Below are 13,296 nucleotides of genomic sequence, written 5' to 3' on the forward strand. Positions count from 1 at the left end.
CTACTTAAACAGTTGAAGTCTTTTTTCTATCCGCACGTTTTTGTTAGTTATATTATAGCGTTAACTAGTCTCATAATTCAATAAAAATTAGTAAAATATATCAAAACAAGTATATTTAGCTATGAGTGATCCTGTATTGCTTTAGGAATCACCTTTATCATATATGAGTTTTTTAGAGTAGGGGAGGGGAAAAAAGTTTCCCCTCCTCAAGTGTTCTAAAGTATGTTATAATTTTATGTTTTAACAATATCGAAAATTTAATAATAAGAATATGATATAAGCAGCTTCTATTTATGAAAATAGAGGCTGCTTTTTTTGTTAATGTATGAGGGGAAAATCGTCCTATTGGAAAATTAGGGATTACAAGTTAATCTTAAGTTAAACTAATTTATTTATATTTACAAATCAGGATAATTATAGATATCGAAGAGAGGAGTAAACTATATGAGAGTGTTGAAAAACAATGTAGTTCCAATTCTTATATCTTTCCTTATAGTTGGTTTAGCTTTTACTGTTTTGTTTATGATGAAAGGCTTTTTATTACAGCTTATAGGAGCAGCATTAATTATTGTGGGAGTAATCTTTTGTATCTTTTGCGGCTTATATATGTTGGGGTATATATTATTGGGAGTAATAGGAATAGTGGCTCCTTTAATTGGTGTTTTATTAATAATTGGAATATTTATATGGATTTTCTAAGAGGAATATATGAAAAAATGAGTCTTAGGAAGCTTATTTAGTGGTAAAAATAGGAATAAAAAGAACAAAATACATTTATATGTAATTGTTAAACAATTATTTAGGTCTAAGGAATMCGCAAAAAGACTTCTAGAAATGTAAAAAAAAGGCACTATGTTCTATTTGATAATGAATAATTGTTTGATAAAATAAACCAAACGAACGTTCTGTTTGGGCATGAAAAACGGGGAGAAATATATGAATAAAGTTATACTTTTTAATTTTAATGGGACTATTGTAAACACAAAGAATTTGGCAATTGATATTTTTAATGAAATTGCAGAGAAACAGGGCTATAAAAAAATTAGTGAAGAAGAGGTTCCATTTTTAAGTACATTATCAATACGTGATCGATGTAAGACACTTAATGTACCTATATATAAAATGCCCCTTGTTGGAATTGCAATAAAAAGAAGATATCAAACATACATTCCTAACTTAAAACCTGTACTTGGAATAAGTGAAGTTCTTAAAGAATTAAAAAAACAGGATTATAAATTAGGTTTTTTAACAAGTAATAATCAAAATAAAATTGATGAATTTTTGATAAATAATACGATCAACAGCTTTGACTATAGTCACTATTCATTTAACCCTTTCTCTAAATCAAAAGACATTTCATCTTTTCTAAAAAATAATAGATTAAAAAAAGATGAGGTTATTTACGTAGGTGATGAATTAAGAGATATTAAAGCAGCTAAAAAAAATGGCCTTTTTTGTATAGCAGCTTCTTGGGGATATGATTCAATAGAGCTTTTAAGCACAGGTAATGCAGATTTTGTGGCAAAGCAACCAAAAGATATTTTAGACATTTTGTCTGGCACTTAAGAATGTTATTTATATTTGTTTTTAATTTACTATTTGCCATTATTCTGTTCATTACTCAACCTAAAGAAAATGAAGCAAACCGATGGATGATTACTTTTGCAATGTCTGCGGGGATAGGTGCATTATCAGAAGCCATATTGACTGACATTATACCAAGTGTACATGAATTTGGAGTTGAGAGTATATCCCATATATTATTTACAGCACATATCTATTTGCAATTTTTAGGTGAAGTTATTTCTCCCTATGCTATTCTAATGTATTCAATTGTTTATTCACAAATAGTTAAAGGGAAAAGGAAAAAAGCTTTAGCTTATGTGCTTTCTTTACCAATGGTTTTTATGATATTTTTCACTGACTTTCACCCAGATATAGATATTAACTTTCGCATCCTTTTAATTTGGTCTGCTCCATACTTTTTGATTGCTAGTTTTATTATGTTTTCCACATGGCGTGACGAGATAAATGTTTATCAAAGAGAGCAAAAGTTTCGAGTCTTTATTGTGCTCGTCCCTGCATGGTTAGGTGTATTTATATTTAATTACGTTCTTAGGGCTATTGATTCACAGACAGAGTTGTTTCGAATTGTACCTATGTTTTTCTTCGGGGCTTATATATTCTTTATTGGATATATCTTTCTAAATGGTGCCTTTGGAATTAAGGTGAAAGTAGAACAACAGCAAATATTAGATAAGTCCATTCAAATAATGAATGGGGGAACAGCTGTATTAAATCACACTATTAAGAATGAAATAAGTAAAATAAAGTTTTTCTTTAATATTGCTCAAAATTCTATTGAAAAAAGAGATCTAGATGAGGCCGAGAAAGCAATTGATTCAGTTTTTTCTGCAATTGAAGGAATAGATAACATGGTGGATCGTATTAGAGCAAAGACAGAAGAAATTGTTCTGAAAGAAACAAATGTAGAAATGGTAAACTTAATCACAGATTGTGTACGTGGAGTAGAGAAAATTTTTAATGCCAAAGGTATCAAAATAAAAACTGAATTCACGGTTGATACAATATTATATGGTGATCCAATTCTTTTAAAAGAAGTAGTAAACAATATCTTAAACAATGCTATGGAAGCAATTGTTGTGACAGAAGGTTTAATTCATATTCAAATGTTCAAAATGAAAAATGGTGGAATTAGTATTGAAATTACTGACAATGGAGTTGGGATCTCTAAAGAAGAATTAAATCGTATTATGGAACCCTATTTTTCTACAAAGAAAAACATTAAAAATCATGGTTTAGGACTTAGCTTTTGTTATAAAACAATTAGAGCGCATGATGGTGAACTTTCAGTACATAGCGAAGTAGGAAAAGGGACTTCAATGATTATTAAACTTCCTAAATCTAGGATGATTTCTACAAAATTTAGCTCATAACCAAATGGGAGGTAAATCTACATGAAAGATAAAAATATAAAAGTAATTCTAGTAGAAGATGATCCTTTTTGGCAAAAAAATATATCCATGTATATTGAAAAAGAAGCAGATGATATTGAGGTTATAAAAATTGTTGATTCTAAAGAGAAAGTTCTAGAAATTGTAGAAAATGAAAGTCAGATTGATATAGTTCTTATGGATATCAATTTAACAGCAGCTAATCTTGATGGAATTGAGATTATTGAAATATTGAGTAAGCAAAAAATCAAAGCAATCGCACTTACTTCAATTAGTGAGCAAGATGTTATTGTTGACTCCTTTGAATCAGGAGCAGTTAATTATATAAATAAGAGTAGTATTTATGATATTATCTTGGCTATACGTGAAGCAGTTGAAGGTAGGAATCAAATACACTCGGATGCTGCCGGAGCTCTATTAGGGAAAATGAGAGAAGAAAAGAAATTGCGTAGTCTTACATCTTCTGAAAGAGAGGTATATAACCTTGAAAAGAAAGGTTATAAAAAAAGCGATATTGCTGAACGTCTATATAAAACTATAGATACTATAAAAAAACACTCTCGGTCATGGAGACGGAAATTAAATGCTTAAAAGGGATCTTAGTATTGATACTAAGATCCCTTTTTTGTTGAAATTAAATTCAAAAAGCAAAATAACTTTTAAGTATAGCACATTCTTTTGTATTTGAGGAGGGGAAAAAAGTTTCCCCTCCTGCAAATGAATAAATTCTTATAACATATATTTAAGGGTTATTTATCTGATATTGAATGAATGAATTTTGTTAAGTATTCTTTCGCTTCAGGAGTTAGATTATTGAAGTCTTTCAAGAACGACATGTGGTTAAGTAAAAGGTTCTCTGCTATTTCAATATCTTCTGGTGTCATAGTACTTAGTATGATATTAATTCTTTCATCATTACGATTGAGGACATTTAAATCTAAATTCTTAGTAATTTCAGAAGGAAGTACATCGTATAAAGTAATTCCTAAAACCTCACAAATCTTTATCATTACTTCAAAAGAAGCAAATCTGTCTCCACGCTCAATCCCACTAATTGTGGTTTGAGATGTATTAGAGAGCTTTCCTAACTCGACGGAAGTTATTTTAAGTTCTTTTCGATAATCTTTTATTTTTGTACCTATATACTTCTTTAATTCATTCATATGATCTACTCTCTTTAAGGGTTTTTTTTAATTTTATCAAAGACTGAAAGTAATGTGAAATCAACAAATGAAATAAATTTAGAAAAAATATCTGAATTTGGTTAAAAAACTATTTACAAAATATCCGAAAATGAATATACTGTAATCAAGGAGGTGCTGGAAATAAAGACCATAAAAGAAAAGAGGTTGGAAAAGAAGTGGAGTCAAACCTATCTAGCTCAATTATCAGGAGTCCCGCAACCCACTATTTCTCAAATCGAAAATGGGACTCGTCAATATCCAACGTTTGAAAATATGAAGAAGATCGCAGAGGCTTTGGATCTTAGGTTAGAAGATATTTTCTTACCAAGTCATAAGGATATGAACTAAGTTTTAGATTACTTAACGGGGGGCGATGAACATGGAAGAACAAAAGCGACTAGCATTCTATGATATATCAGACGCACGAGCGAAAAGTGCCAAAACCTTTGATGGAAAGTTGTATACGTTAAAAGGAGGGGTAGCTGTAGAAAAAGGAACGGGCGATATCAAACGTGTAGCTGATATTTATTATGAAGTACGTTCAGTAATGGATCAGGCTCATACCATCGTCGCCAAGCGAAGAAAGAAAGATGAGGAATTGAAGGAAGTTTTACAAAAGACCTGCTAGTTCTTAATTGCAGCATACAAGCGATTTTGAAACGTGCCGAGAGCACGAGAAGTGGTACCTTGACAATTACATATTGCGTGCCTCCCCTAAACGGATCACAAGGGGGTTAAGGTATACGACAATAAAAAGGTTCGATGAGTGCGTCCTAAAACTCATCGGTGATCTAGCAATAAAACAGTGACGGTGTATCCACGATCTGTGAAGAATGGTGGCGTGAGGGTAACTCCGAAGAAGCGACAACATTCCAAACAGTAGATACACGAGGTTCTTCGTACATGCCGAAAACGTTGTGCATTATTGGGCTTAGTGAAAACTATGCATGCCAATATAGGGTTTGCCCTTCCAGCCAGAAACGGGTATATATTTCCTTTCATAGCCTTGAAAAGACAGAGATGATCGCTAAACCTATGGTAAAATATTACTCTCGGTAGGTTTCAGAATCGCTTGTTATGTCTGAATATTAAGAATAAAGGAGAATGGTTATGAAAAACAAAAAATGGTTACTTTCTGCGGTGGCAGGAATCGTTGTGGCTCTAGGAATAGGCACAGCGTTTGTCTCTTCCTACAATTCAAGTGAAGTGAAAGGAAATGGTGAACTAGAAGAATTACATCCCCTAGAAATGAAAAAATTTATGAAAGAAGATGGCACAGGATTTGTGATGTATTCATTTCGTGAAAGTACGCGTCCAGTTTACATGAATGAAGTAAAAAAGGCTTTAAAGGAAAATGATGTGGATGCAAAAGAAATTTATAGTCGTGATCCACAATATGATCGTGATAAAAATAGTAACTATTATGGAGTACCACAAGATTCTGATACATTAGCTGCCTATAAAGATGGAGAGTTAAAGCAACAAATTAAACTAGACGATTATGAGTCATCCCAGTTAGAAGCAGAACTTTCTCATTTTGTTGAAACATCCAAAGAACTGTATTTCGAAGAATAAGAGATTAGCCTTGAAAGGTGGTGGTATCTTGACGATCTCCCAAAAAGAATTAAAGAAATCAAAAGACCTTGTGGAAAAGTTGCTGAAAGTGAATGGAAACAAATACAATGACTGGCTACATCAACAGCACCAACAGTTTATTGAAGAAAATCAAGATTTAATTCTTCAAGCATTAAGCGCCTTTACAGGTGAAGAAGAGGAGGAGGAAAAAAGCGAATCAAAAATAGATGAACAAGTTTCTGTAAGACCAACAAGTATTCCAGTAACGCAAAATTAACGAAAAAGAGGAGTGAAAAACATGTTAGATTTATTGAATAGTGTTGATGTGACGCAGCTAACCTCTCATTTAACCCTTGGGGCTGCCGATGGTATGTCAGGATTAATCGAGAGTGGAAAGTCCATTATCAAATGGATGCAGCGTATTGCGATGGTGGCGGCAGCTCTTGCCTTTTGTGTAGGTGGATATCACTTAATCTTAGGTGGGGAACGAGGTCGTCATAAATGTATTGCATGGTTTGTTGGAGGCGCAGTTGGGTTAGTGGTTGTCATGGGTGCTTATGCATTAGCTGAAGGTGTAAATACAAATATCCGATTCGGAAGTTAAGAAAGCTATACAGTCGATTGTATAGCTTTTTTCTATGCTCATTTTTAGACGAAAGGAATGGAGAAACATGCTGTCTGTCATGTTTATAAAAAGTGAAACGAAAGAGTTGAAGCCATTTCAAAAGTTATCAATTCCAGATGCCTGTGAGATGACAGAGACATTAGAAACCCACTATCAGCGTACGAAGAAAAAAGCTCATGTAGATTTTTTTATCCTCGATGAGGAAGATCAAGAGGTATATGCAGGAACATTATCCATTGGATCGGGTCATGCTCGTCATGTAGTCGATCATATTAAGAAAAAGTTAAGCTCTTTAAAAATGGACGATATACAGGAAGCTCGAAAGAGAAGTTTTCTTGAACAACTGGAAAAGGAAGTACCGGACCATCTGAAAACAACAGATGGTTCATTTTCTTTAGAGGAAGGAACAGAGGGTCATGTGCAAACGAATCAAACGCCTGTCCTTTCTACTCGTAACCGAAGGATGATCTATGGTGGAGGGATTTTATCCCTTCTTATCCTTTCAGCTACATGTTTTTCAACTGTAGCTACTTCTCAGGATCGAGCTGAAACGATTCAAGATTTACAAAAACAAGTCAAACTGGAACAAAAAATAACAGGAACATATGAAAAGGCGATTTTAGGGGATTCAGAAGGGGCTTTAAAGCGACTTTCTTCTATCGATGAACAAAGTCTCACGAAGGAACAAAAAAACGTTTATATGAGCCTTCTCGTCGATCAAAAAAAGTATGAGGAAGCTGTTCAGCTTCAGGGAGACCATCCAGAAGTAGTGGAAAGCATAATTTCAAGGAAGGGAGATGTCAATGCGTTAAAAGAGTTTCAACAAACGTTTCCCTCTCCGAATGGAGCCTTTGATCTTGCTTATCACGAACAACGATGGGAAGATATGATGCGTCAATCAGGAGTAGAAATGACTGATAAACGGTATGAAATGAAGGCTTATGGATATCTGAAGCTTGATAAAGTAAAGGAGGCCAAAGAAGAGGCAGCTCATATTCAAAGCCAAGAATTGAATCAAAAAATAGAAACCTATGAGAAAACGAAGAAGGAGGTAGAAGAGACGAAAAAACAAGTGGAGGAGGAAAAGAAGAAAGATCCAAAAGATGAAAAGAAAATCCAATCTTTAACGGATCAGCAGAAGAAACAAGAAGAACTCCTAAAAAATCTATAAGAAAGGATGAACAGGATGTATACACAAACAAAAGTGAAAAACCAGAAGCAAGCCTTTGTCGTAGGGGTTGAGTACTATGAAGAAGATTTATTCCTCGAAATTGAATTAGGCAGCTTTTACACCACTCAACTTCATGCCCAACGTATTGCGAATAGTGTTCATAATGTTATTCTTTTAGAGAATCAGATTGTCATTATCTTTAAAAATGCTGATTCAATCACTCTTACAGACGATTTTCTGAAATATGCGTTTAAGTTTCGATTATGCACGAAACTAACTATGCCACCTCTTGATATCTCCAAGCTCACTCAACAAGAAAAAGACGACTTAGTCTTTAATGAAGCCTATATGGTGACAGAAGAGGATATGAAAGAGGTACAATGGGACATTAATACGGCTTTTCGTTACCTTCAACATCAGTATGAGGCAAGAGATCAAACGTTCTTTTCCCTTTCATCTAGTGCCTATTATGTGATTCCTACCTCTGAACAGATTGACCAGGAGGGAATGAGAAATGCAACCTAATAAATCCATCAAATATGTGGTCGCTGAAAAACAAGTACTTATTCCTTTAAGTGCTTGTTTTTTTGTGTCTATTCTACTCATCTTGAACTTTCTTTTTAACATGATGCGGAACCTTGTTCAAACAACGTTTAGCGATGTATTTGAACCGCAGCCTTTTCATTTGGAAACATCTTTTTTGACAGAGATTCATCTTCAACAGTACTCGCCTCTATATGGAGCGATGTGTTTAGTGGCTGCCTTATTGACGGCAAAATTTGCTTATAATATTCGATCTAACTTTAAAGATTTAAACCGCAACCAAAAAGGATCGGGGAGGTTTACAACAAGACGCGAACTGAAAAAGCAATATCGAAAAGTACCTGAAAAAACGACAACGTATCAAGGTGGAGGTGGCGTACCTGTTTCACGTATTCAAACCTATGACCTAATTCAAATATGGAAAGAGTACAAAGCTTTAAAGGGGATACAGAAGCTTCTCCACACACATCGATTCTTTACAAAAAAAAATTACATGCTGATTGATGACACACCCGTTAATAATTTAATCATCGGGATTACACGATCAGGGAAAGGGGAAACCTTTGTTTTTCCAACGATTGATATCTACTCACGAGCAGAAAAACAACCTTCCTTAGTCTGCAATGATCCAAAAGGGGAGTTGCTCGCAGCTTCTAAAAAAACGTTAGAGGAAAGAGGCTATCACGTTGAAGTTTTAAACTTACTCAATCCATTAGAGTCGATGAGTTATAACCTGTTGGAAATGATAAAAGAAACGTATAAAGATGGTGATTACTCAACAGCTCAAGCGTTATGTAACACATTATCCTATACGCTTTATTACAATCCAAATGCGAAAGATCCGTTCTGGCAACAATGTGCCATGAGCTTATGTAACGCCATGATTCTTGCAGTAACGGATAAATGCATTAAAGAACAAACAGAAGAGAAGATTACCATGTACACAGTGGCAAATATGTTGTCAGAGCTAGGCTCAAAAGAGGTTGTCATTAATAAGCAAGGAGATACCCAAAATGCATTAGACATGTACTTTGATGGTCTTCCAACAGAAAGTGTAGCCAAAATGCAGTATGCGACATCGAACTTCTCAAAAGGCACGACAAGAGGGGGGATCTTTACTCAAACAATGAATGGATTATCCATTTTTACGTTTGATGAAATCGCGAAGATGACCTCTAAAAACAGCGTCGATTTAAAACGTGTGGGCTTTGGCAAAACAATCAAAGGAACAGCAGCACCTCTTACTCGCTTAGAAATAACCTTTCCAGATGGTCAAACAGAAACGATTAAAACGGATGCCAAGGGGTTATTTGAAGTCAACTTTACAAGCAAAGTAAAGCAGAATGATGAAATTATTCTAGCTGAAAAGTTGAGTGATAAAATTGTTACTTCATCGAGGCTTGCAACAGTTATATCGATTAATAAAATCACGAAAGAAACAGGAGCCACGACATTTACAGTCGAGAAGCAGCATCCAACCATTCATGTAAAGGAAGTGACGTATTTTACAAAACCGATTGCGATATTTATGGTCACACCAGACTACGATTCAAGTAATCATGTAATAGCCTCTATCTTTGTTCGGCAGTTATATTATGTGCTTTCTAAGAACGCTTCGTTGGCAAGAGGAAACAAGTGCCATAGGGAAGTGGTTCTAATTTTGGATGAATTTGGAAATATGCCAGCCATTCAAGATATGGCGAACATTATCACCGTTTGTTTAGGGAGAAACATACGTTTTAACCTAGTCATTCAGGCTTATGCGCAGCTGAAAAATAAATATGGAGATGATGCCGAAACGATTGAAGGGAACTGCGGGAATACGATTTATATTTTAAGCAATAACTATGAAACAGCTAGAACCATCTCGCAAAAATTAGGAGACGGTACCATCAATTCTACCTCTCGAAGTGGAAAAGGATTATCAACAGATAAAAGTAAAACAGAGGGAGTCGATGGAAAGCCATTATTAACGCCAAATGAATTAATGGAATTACAGGAAGGAGAGAGCGTCGTCGTTCGAGTGGTTAAACGTCAAGATAAAGCACGTCAGAGAATTAAAGCACATCCCATCTATAACACCGGAAAAACAGCGTTGAAATACCGTTGGGAATACCTTGGAGATGACTTTAACACAGATCGTTCGATTCTAGATATTGATATTTCGTCTTTACATGAACAAGTCAATCCAAGATCCTTGATTATTGATAACTTTCTTTCACCCTTTGCAACTCCTCCAGTTGAGGAGTTAATAAAAAAAGTTGAGGAAGTGATAAAAACAGAAGAAAAAGTCAAAGAGTCACCAAATGAGCTTTTTACTGCTATAACCTATGAAAACTGGAAAACTAGAACAGTCAAAGAGTTCTTTTGCAATGATCCAAGTGTTTTTGAATTTATTAGAACCTCTTTACCTCATGTAATGAAGAAAACAACAGAAGATGTTGAACAACTGGCTATGGGAGATTTTGATGAAGAGTTTGAGCAACTAGCTTTCATGAATGGGATTGATCCTAAAGGCTATGAACTTGTTCGTAAAAAAATTGATTCTACTCTTACTCAATTACAAGACCAAATGGAAAAACAAGAAGCCTAATATCAAAAGGGGGAGAAAGAATGACGAGTATTTCGAAGGAATTAGAACGTATTTTAGAGGACTATGCACCGATTGTGAAGGAAGGGCATCAGGTGTTAATTGGTTTGCTAGATGGTACTGTACAGCTAGAAAAAGGGCAGGAGGGAGAAGCACCTGTACGAATTCGTGTTTCTCCTCTGGATGAACGATTAGAGATAACTGTCAATACGCTGTTTAAAGGCATGTAATACCTTTGTAAGGAGATGAGCAGATGAAGGATGAAGAAATTCTTAAAAAGCTCCACGAGTTTTCAGAGTACTTAGATGTTGGAGATATCGCCTCCTATTTGTTACGGAAATTTGGGTGGGCGTGTATTCAAATTCTTTCGTTTCTAGTTGATGGATTGGAAGGAATTACAGATAGTGTTTTAGGGATTAAAACGTTTTTTAATTCACCCGATATCCAAGATTTTATTACCAAGATACAACCTTTTTTATATGTATTACTGGCTTTTTCCTTTTTGTATATTGGCTACATGTTGATTATTCAGAAGAAAGTCAATCGTGAACAGATTATGATTAACATTTTTATTTCGGTGGCTGTTCTTCTTCTTCTGAATACAAGCATGTTAAAGGCTGATAAGTTTACCGATCAAGCCATTGAAGCCGTTGATTTAAATGAAAAAGGAACCATAAGTGAAAAGATTATTAAAAGTAATCTAACAGATGTAGCGCAATTCGATCTTACGAAGTGGAAAAGTCCAAAATTAAAAGAATCGAATAAAGTACCACAAAAAAATATTACGATGATCGATATTACTGAAAAGATTGATGGTGACTTTAAGGTAAATGAGAAAGATAAACTATCAGACAAGGGAAAAGATATACTCACACACAAAACAGCTGTAACACCAGATGGAAAAGATGGAGTTGCAGAATTAAATAATGGATGGTTTGATTTCTTTCCAGAACTTTATTATCGATGGTCGTGGAACTTCTGGACAATTGCTATTTCCCTTTTTGTTATCGGGATGACACAGTTGTTTACTTCAATTAAGCTAGCGAAACTGTGTTACGAAATAGGATTTAACTCGATTTTAGCCCAATTAGTCGCACCTGCCGATGTATCAGACGGACAAAAGTTAAAAGCTGTACTAAAAAACATAGTGAATACGTTCCTAGTCATCATTATGATTTTCATTTCCATGAAGGTCTATTTGATGGGAACGGTCTTTATTAGCGATAAATTAGAAGGTATTCCGTATCTCATTGCATTGATTGCCTTTAGTATTGCCGTTGTAGATGGCCCGATCATGTGTGAACGTCTCTTTGGCATTGATGCTGGATTGAAAAGTGGTTGGGGCGCTATTGCAGGAGGTTTTGCGATGGCAAAAGGGCTTGAAAGTAGCATTGGCATGATAGGCAGAACAGCAAAAGGAGGAGCCAACCTTGCAAAAGGTATTGGTAATGTAGGAAAAGGACTTGGTAGTGGTGCTCTTCAGACAGCAGCAGGAGTTGGAGGTCTTGGTAAAGGGTTAGCTACACAAGGAAATAAAGAAAAACAGCCAGCCTTGCATGAAGAAATGAAAAAGGCAGGAATGGCAGGTGAGAAAGGAAACGCTGCTTCTAAAGGTCAAAACTCAGGAAATGAGCAGAAAGCTCAACAACAGGGATTGTCTTCTACTGAAAAACAAGAAGGGGGAAAAAATACTGAAGGAAATTCTTCAGAAGGGAAAGGAGCAGGTCAAGGAACATCTTTACAAGATGAAATGAAGGCAGCAGGTGTTTCTACTGATAGTCAGGGATCAGCTTCCTCTGTAGAAGGTGGAAATACATCTCTACATGATGAGATGCAAGCCTCTGGTTATGCTGAAGGTGCAAGTGAAGGTGCTGGATCTTCTGTAGAAGGTGGAAGTGCTTCTCTACATGATGAGATGCAAGCCTCTGGTTATGCTGAAGGTGCAAGTGAAGGTACTGGATCTTCTGTGGAAGGTGGAAGTGCTTCTCTACATGATGAGATGCAAGCCTCTAGTTATACTGAAGGTGCAAATGAAGGTACTGGATCTTCTGTAGAAAGTGGAAGTGCTTCTCTACATGATGAAATGCAAGCTTCTGGTCAGAGTGGAAGCACAAATGGAGGCAGTTCTTCTGTAGGAAAAGCAAGTGCTCCTCTTCATGGTGAAATGCAAGCTTCTGGTCAGAGTGGAAGCACAAATGGAGGTAGCTCTTCCGTAGGAAAGGCAAGTGCTTCTCTACATGATGAAATGCAGGCTTCTAGTCAGAGTGGAAGCATAAATGGAGGTAGCTCTTCCGTAGGAAAGGCAAGTACTCCCCTCCACGGTGAAATGCAAGCCTCTGGTCAGAGTGGAGGAACAAATGAAGGCAGCTCTTCCGTAGGAAAGGCAAGTGCCCCTCTTCACGGTGAAATTCAAACTTCCGGTTACGGTGGAAGTACAAGTGAAGGCGGATCTTCTGTAGGAAGTGTGAGTACGCCTGTTCATGAAGAAATTCAAACTTCCGGTTACGGTGGAAGTACAAGTGAAGGCGGATCTTCTGTAGGAAGTGTGAGTACGCCTGTTCATGAAGAAATTCAAACTTCCGGTTACGGTGGAAGTACAAGTGAAGGCGGATCTTCCGTAGGAAGTGTGAGTA

Annotated in this window: 15 protein-coding genes; 14 read left to right on the forward strand and 1 reads right to left on the reverse strand. The window is 35.8% G+C overall.

Annotation, left to right across the window (positions count from 1 at the left end):
* Positions 1-444 precede the first annotated feature (444 nt).
* The 4 genes from AC1DRF_RS08905 to AC1DRF_RS08920 all read left to right on the forward strand — a co-directional run bounded on the left by AC1DRF_RS08905 (position 445) and on the right by AC1DRF_RS08920 (position 3,566).
* Entirely contained in the window at positions 445-699 is a 255-nt protein-coding gene (locus AC1DRF_RS08905) for a hypothetical protein (protein WP_095380515.1), read from the forward strand.
* 237 nt (positions 700-936) lie between these two features.
* A complete protein-coding gene (locus AC1DRF_RS08910; RefSeq protein ID WP_029325375.1) occupies positions 937-1,566 on the forward strand; it encodes an HAD-IA family hydrolase in 630 nt (209 codons plus the stop codon).
* A gap of 86 nt (positions 1,567-1,652) precedes the next feature.
* On the forward strand, positions 1,653-2,957 hold the full coding sequence (locus AC1DRF_RS08915; RefSeq protein ID WP_436363221.1) for a sensor histidine kinase: 1,305 nt from the start codon (positions 1,653-1,655) through the stop codon (positions 2,955-2,957).
* Positions 2,958-2,978: 21 nt separating this feature from the next.
* Positions 2,979-3,566, forward strand: coding sequence for a response regulator transcription factor (locus AC1DRF_RS08920; protein ID WP_095380517.1), 588 nt, complete (start codon positions 2,979-2,981; stop codon positions 3,564-3,566).
* A gap of 158 nt (positions 3,567-3,724) precedes the next feature.
* Here AC1DRF_RS08920 and AC1DRF_RS08925 read toward each other — a convergent pair whose 3' ends face one another.
* On the reverse strand, positions 3,725-4,138 hold the full coding sequence (locus tag AC1DRF_RS08925; protein WP_258304207.1) for a helix-turn-helix domain-containing protein: 414 nt from the start codon (positions 4,136-4,138) through the stop codon (positions 3,725-3,727).
* 153 nt (positions 4,139-4,291) lie between these two features.
* Between AC1DRF_RS08925 and AC1DRF_RS08930 the strand changes: the two genes are divergently transcribed.
* The 10 genes from AC1DRF_RS08930 to AC1DRF_RS08975 all read left to right on the forward strand — a co-directional run.
* The gene (locus AC1DRF_RS08930) at positions 4,292-4,507 is read left to right on the forward strand and encodes a helix-turn-helix transcriptional regulator (protein ID WP_078990654.1); all 216 of its coding nucleotides are present in this window, start codon (positions 4,292-4,294) and stop codon (positions 4,505-4,507) included.
* A 31-nt stretch (positions 4,508-4,538) separates the two neighbouring features.
* Positions 4,539-4,787 carry a hypothetical protein gene (locus AC1DRF_RS08935; RefSeq protein ID WP_274582673.1) on the forward strand — a complete coding sequence of 83 codons (249 nt, stop codon included), beginning with the start codon at positions 4,539-4,541 and terminating at the stop codon, positions 4,785-4,787.
* A gap of 482 nt (positions 4,788-5,269) precedes the next feature.
* Entirely contained in the window at positions 5,270-5,734 is a 465-nt protein-coding gene (locus AC1DRF_RS08940) for a hypothetical protein (RefSeq protein WP_274582671.1), read from the forward strand.
* A 28-nt stretch (positions 5,735-5,762) separates the two neighbouring features.
* Positions 5,763-6,011 carry a hypothetical protein gene (locus tag AC1DRF_RS08945; protein ID WP_274582669.1) on the forward strand — a complete coding sequence of 83 codons (249 nt, stop codon included), beginning with the start codon at positions 5,763-5,765 and terminating at the stop codon, positions 6,009-6,011.
* Between the two features lie 21 nt (positions 6,012-6,032).
* On the forward strand, positions 6,033-6,338 hold the full coding sequence (locus AC1DRF_RS08950; RefSeq protein ID WP_057275462.1) for a hypothetical protein: 306 nt from the start codon (positions 6,033-6,035) through the stop codon (positions 6,336-6,338).
* A 67-nt stretch (positions 6,339-6,405) separates the two neighbouring features.
* Positions 6,406-7,530 (forward strand): hypothetical protein, encoded by a 1,125-nt coding sequence (locus AC1DRF_RS08955; RefSeq protein WP_477740609.1) that lies wholly within the window; start codon positions 6,406-6,408, stop codon positions 7,528-7,530.
* 15 nt (positions 7,531-7,545) lie between these two features.
* Positions 7,546-8,055: a hypothetical protein gene (locus tag AC1DRF_RS08960; protein WP_477740610.1), complete on the forward strand. Its 510-nt coding sequence runs from the start codon at positions 7,546-7,548 to the stop codon at positions 8,053-8,055.
* Positions 8,045-10,666, forward strand: a complete 2,622-nt coding sequence (locus tag AC1DRF_RS08965) for a VirD4-like conjugal transfer protein, CD1115 family (RefSeq protein ID WP_477740611.1) — start codon at positions 8,045-8,047, stop codon at positions 10,664-10,666. The genes AC1DRF_RS08960 and AC1DRF_RS08965 overlap by 11 nt, the downstream gene beginning before the upstream one ends.
* A gap of 20 nt (positions 10,667-10,686) precedes the next feature.
* Positions 10,687-10,893 (forward strand): hypothetical protein, encoded by a 207-nt coding sequence (locus AC1DRF_RS08970; RefSeq protein WP_477740612.1) that lies wholly within the window; start codon positions 10,687-10,689, stop codon positions 10,891-10,893.
* A gap of 23 nt (positions 10,894-10,916) precedes the next feature.
* A partial coding sequence (locus tag AC1DRF_RS08975) for a pLS20_p028 family conjugation system transmembrane protein (RefSeq protein WP_477740613.1) occupies positions 10,917-13,296 on the forward strand: 2,380 nt, incomplete at its 3' end.

Source organism: Priestia sp. P5_B4 (genome assembly GCF_056400385.1).

Excerpts from the sequence above, each read along its gene's own strand:
- AC1DRF_RS08905 (WP_095380515.1), top strand. The coding sequence starts at position 445 with ATGAGAGTGTTGAAAAACAATGTAGTTCCAATTCTTATATCTTTCCTT.
- AC1DRF_RS08910 (WP_029325375.1), top strand. The coding sequence starts at position 937 with ATGAATAAAGTTATACTTTTTAATTTTAATGGGACTATTGTAAACACA.
- AC1DRF_RS08915 (WP_436363221.1), top strand. The coding sequence starts at position 1,653 with ATGATTACTTTTGCAATGTCTGCGGGGATAGGTGCATTATCAGAAGCC.
- AC1DRF_RS08920 (WP_095380517.1), top strand. The coding sequence starts at position 2,979 with ATGAAAGATAAAAATATAAAAGTAATTCTAGTAGAAGATGATCCTTTT.
- AC1DRF_RS08925 (WP_258304207.1), bottom strand. The coding sequence starts at position 4,138 with ATGAATGAATTAAAGAAGTATATAGGTACAAAAATAAAAGATTATCGA.
- AC1DRF_RS08935 (WP_274582673.1), top strand. The coding sequence starts at position 4,539 with ATGGAAGAACAAAAGCGACTAGCATTCTATGATATATCAGACGCACGA.
- AC1DRF_RS08940 (WP_274582671.1), top strand. The coding sequence starts at position 5,270 with ATGAAAAACAAAAAATGGTTACTTTCTGCGGTGGCAGGAATCGTTGTG.
- AC1DRF_RS08950 (WP_057275462.1), top strand. The coding sequence starts at position 6,033 with ATGTTAGATTTATTGAATAGTGTTGATGTGACGCAGCTAACCTCTCAT.
- AC1DRF_RS08955 (WP_477740609.1), top strand. The coding sequence starts at position 6,406 with ATGCTGTCTGTCATGTTTATAAAAAGTGAAACGAAAGAGTTGAAGCCA.
- AC1DRF_RS08960 (WP_477740610.1), top strand. The coding sequence starts at position 7,546 with ATGTATACACAAACAAAAGTGAAAAACCAGAAGCAAGCCTTTGTCGTA.
- AC1DRF_RS08965 (WP_477740611.1), top strand. The coding sequence starts at position 8,045 with ATGCAACCTAATAAATCCATCAAATATGTGGTCGCTGAAAAACAAGTA.
- AC1DRF_RS08970 (WP_477740612.1), top strand. The coding sequence starts at position 10,687 with ATGACGAGTATTTCGAAGGAATTAGAACGTATTTTAGAGGACTATGCA.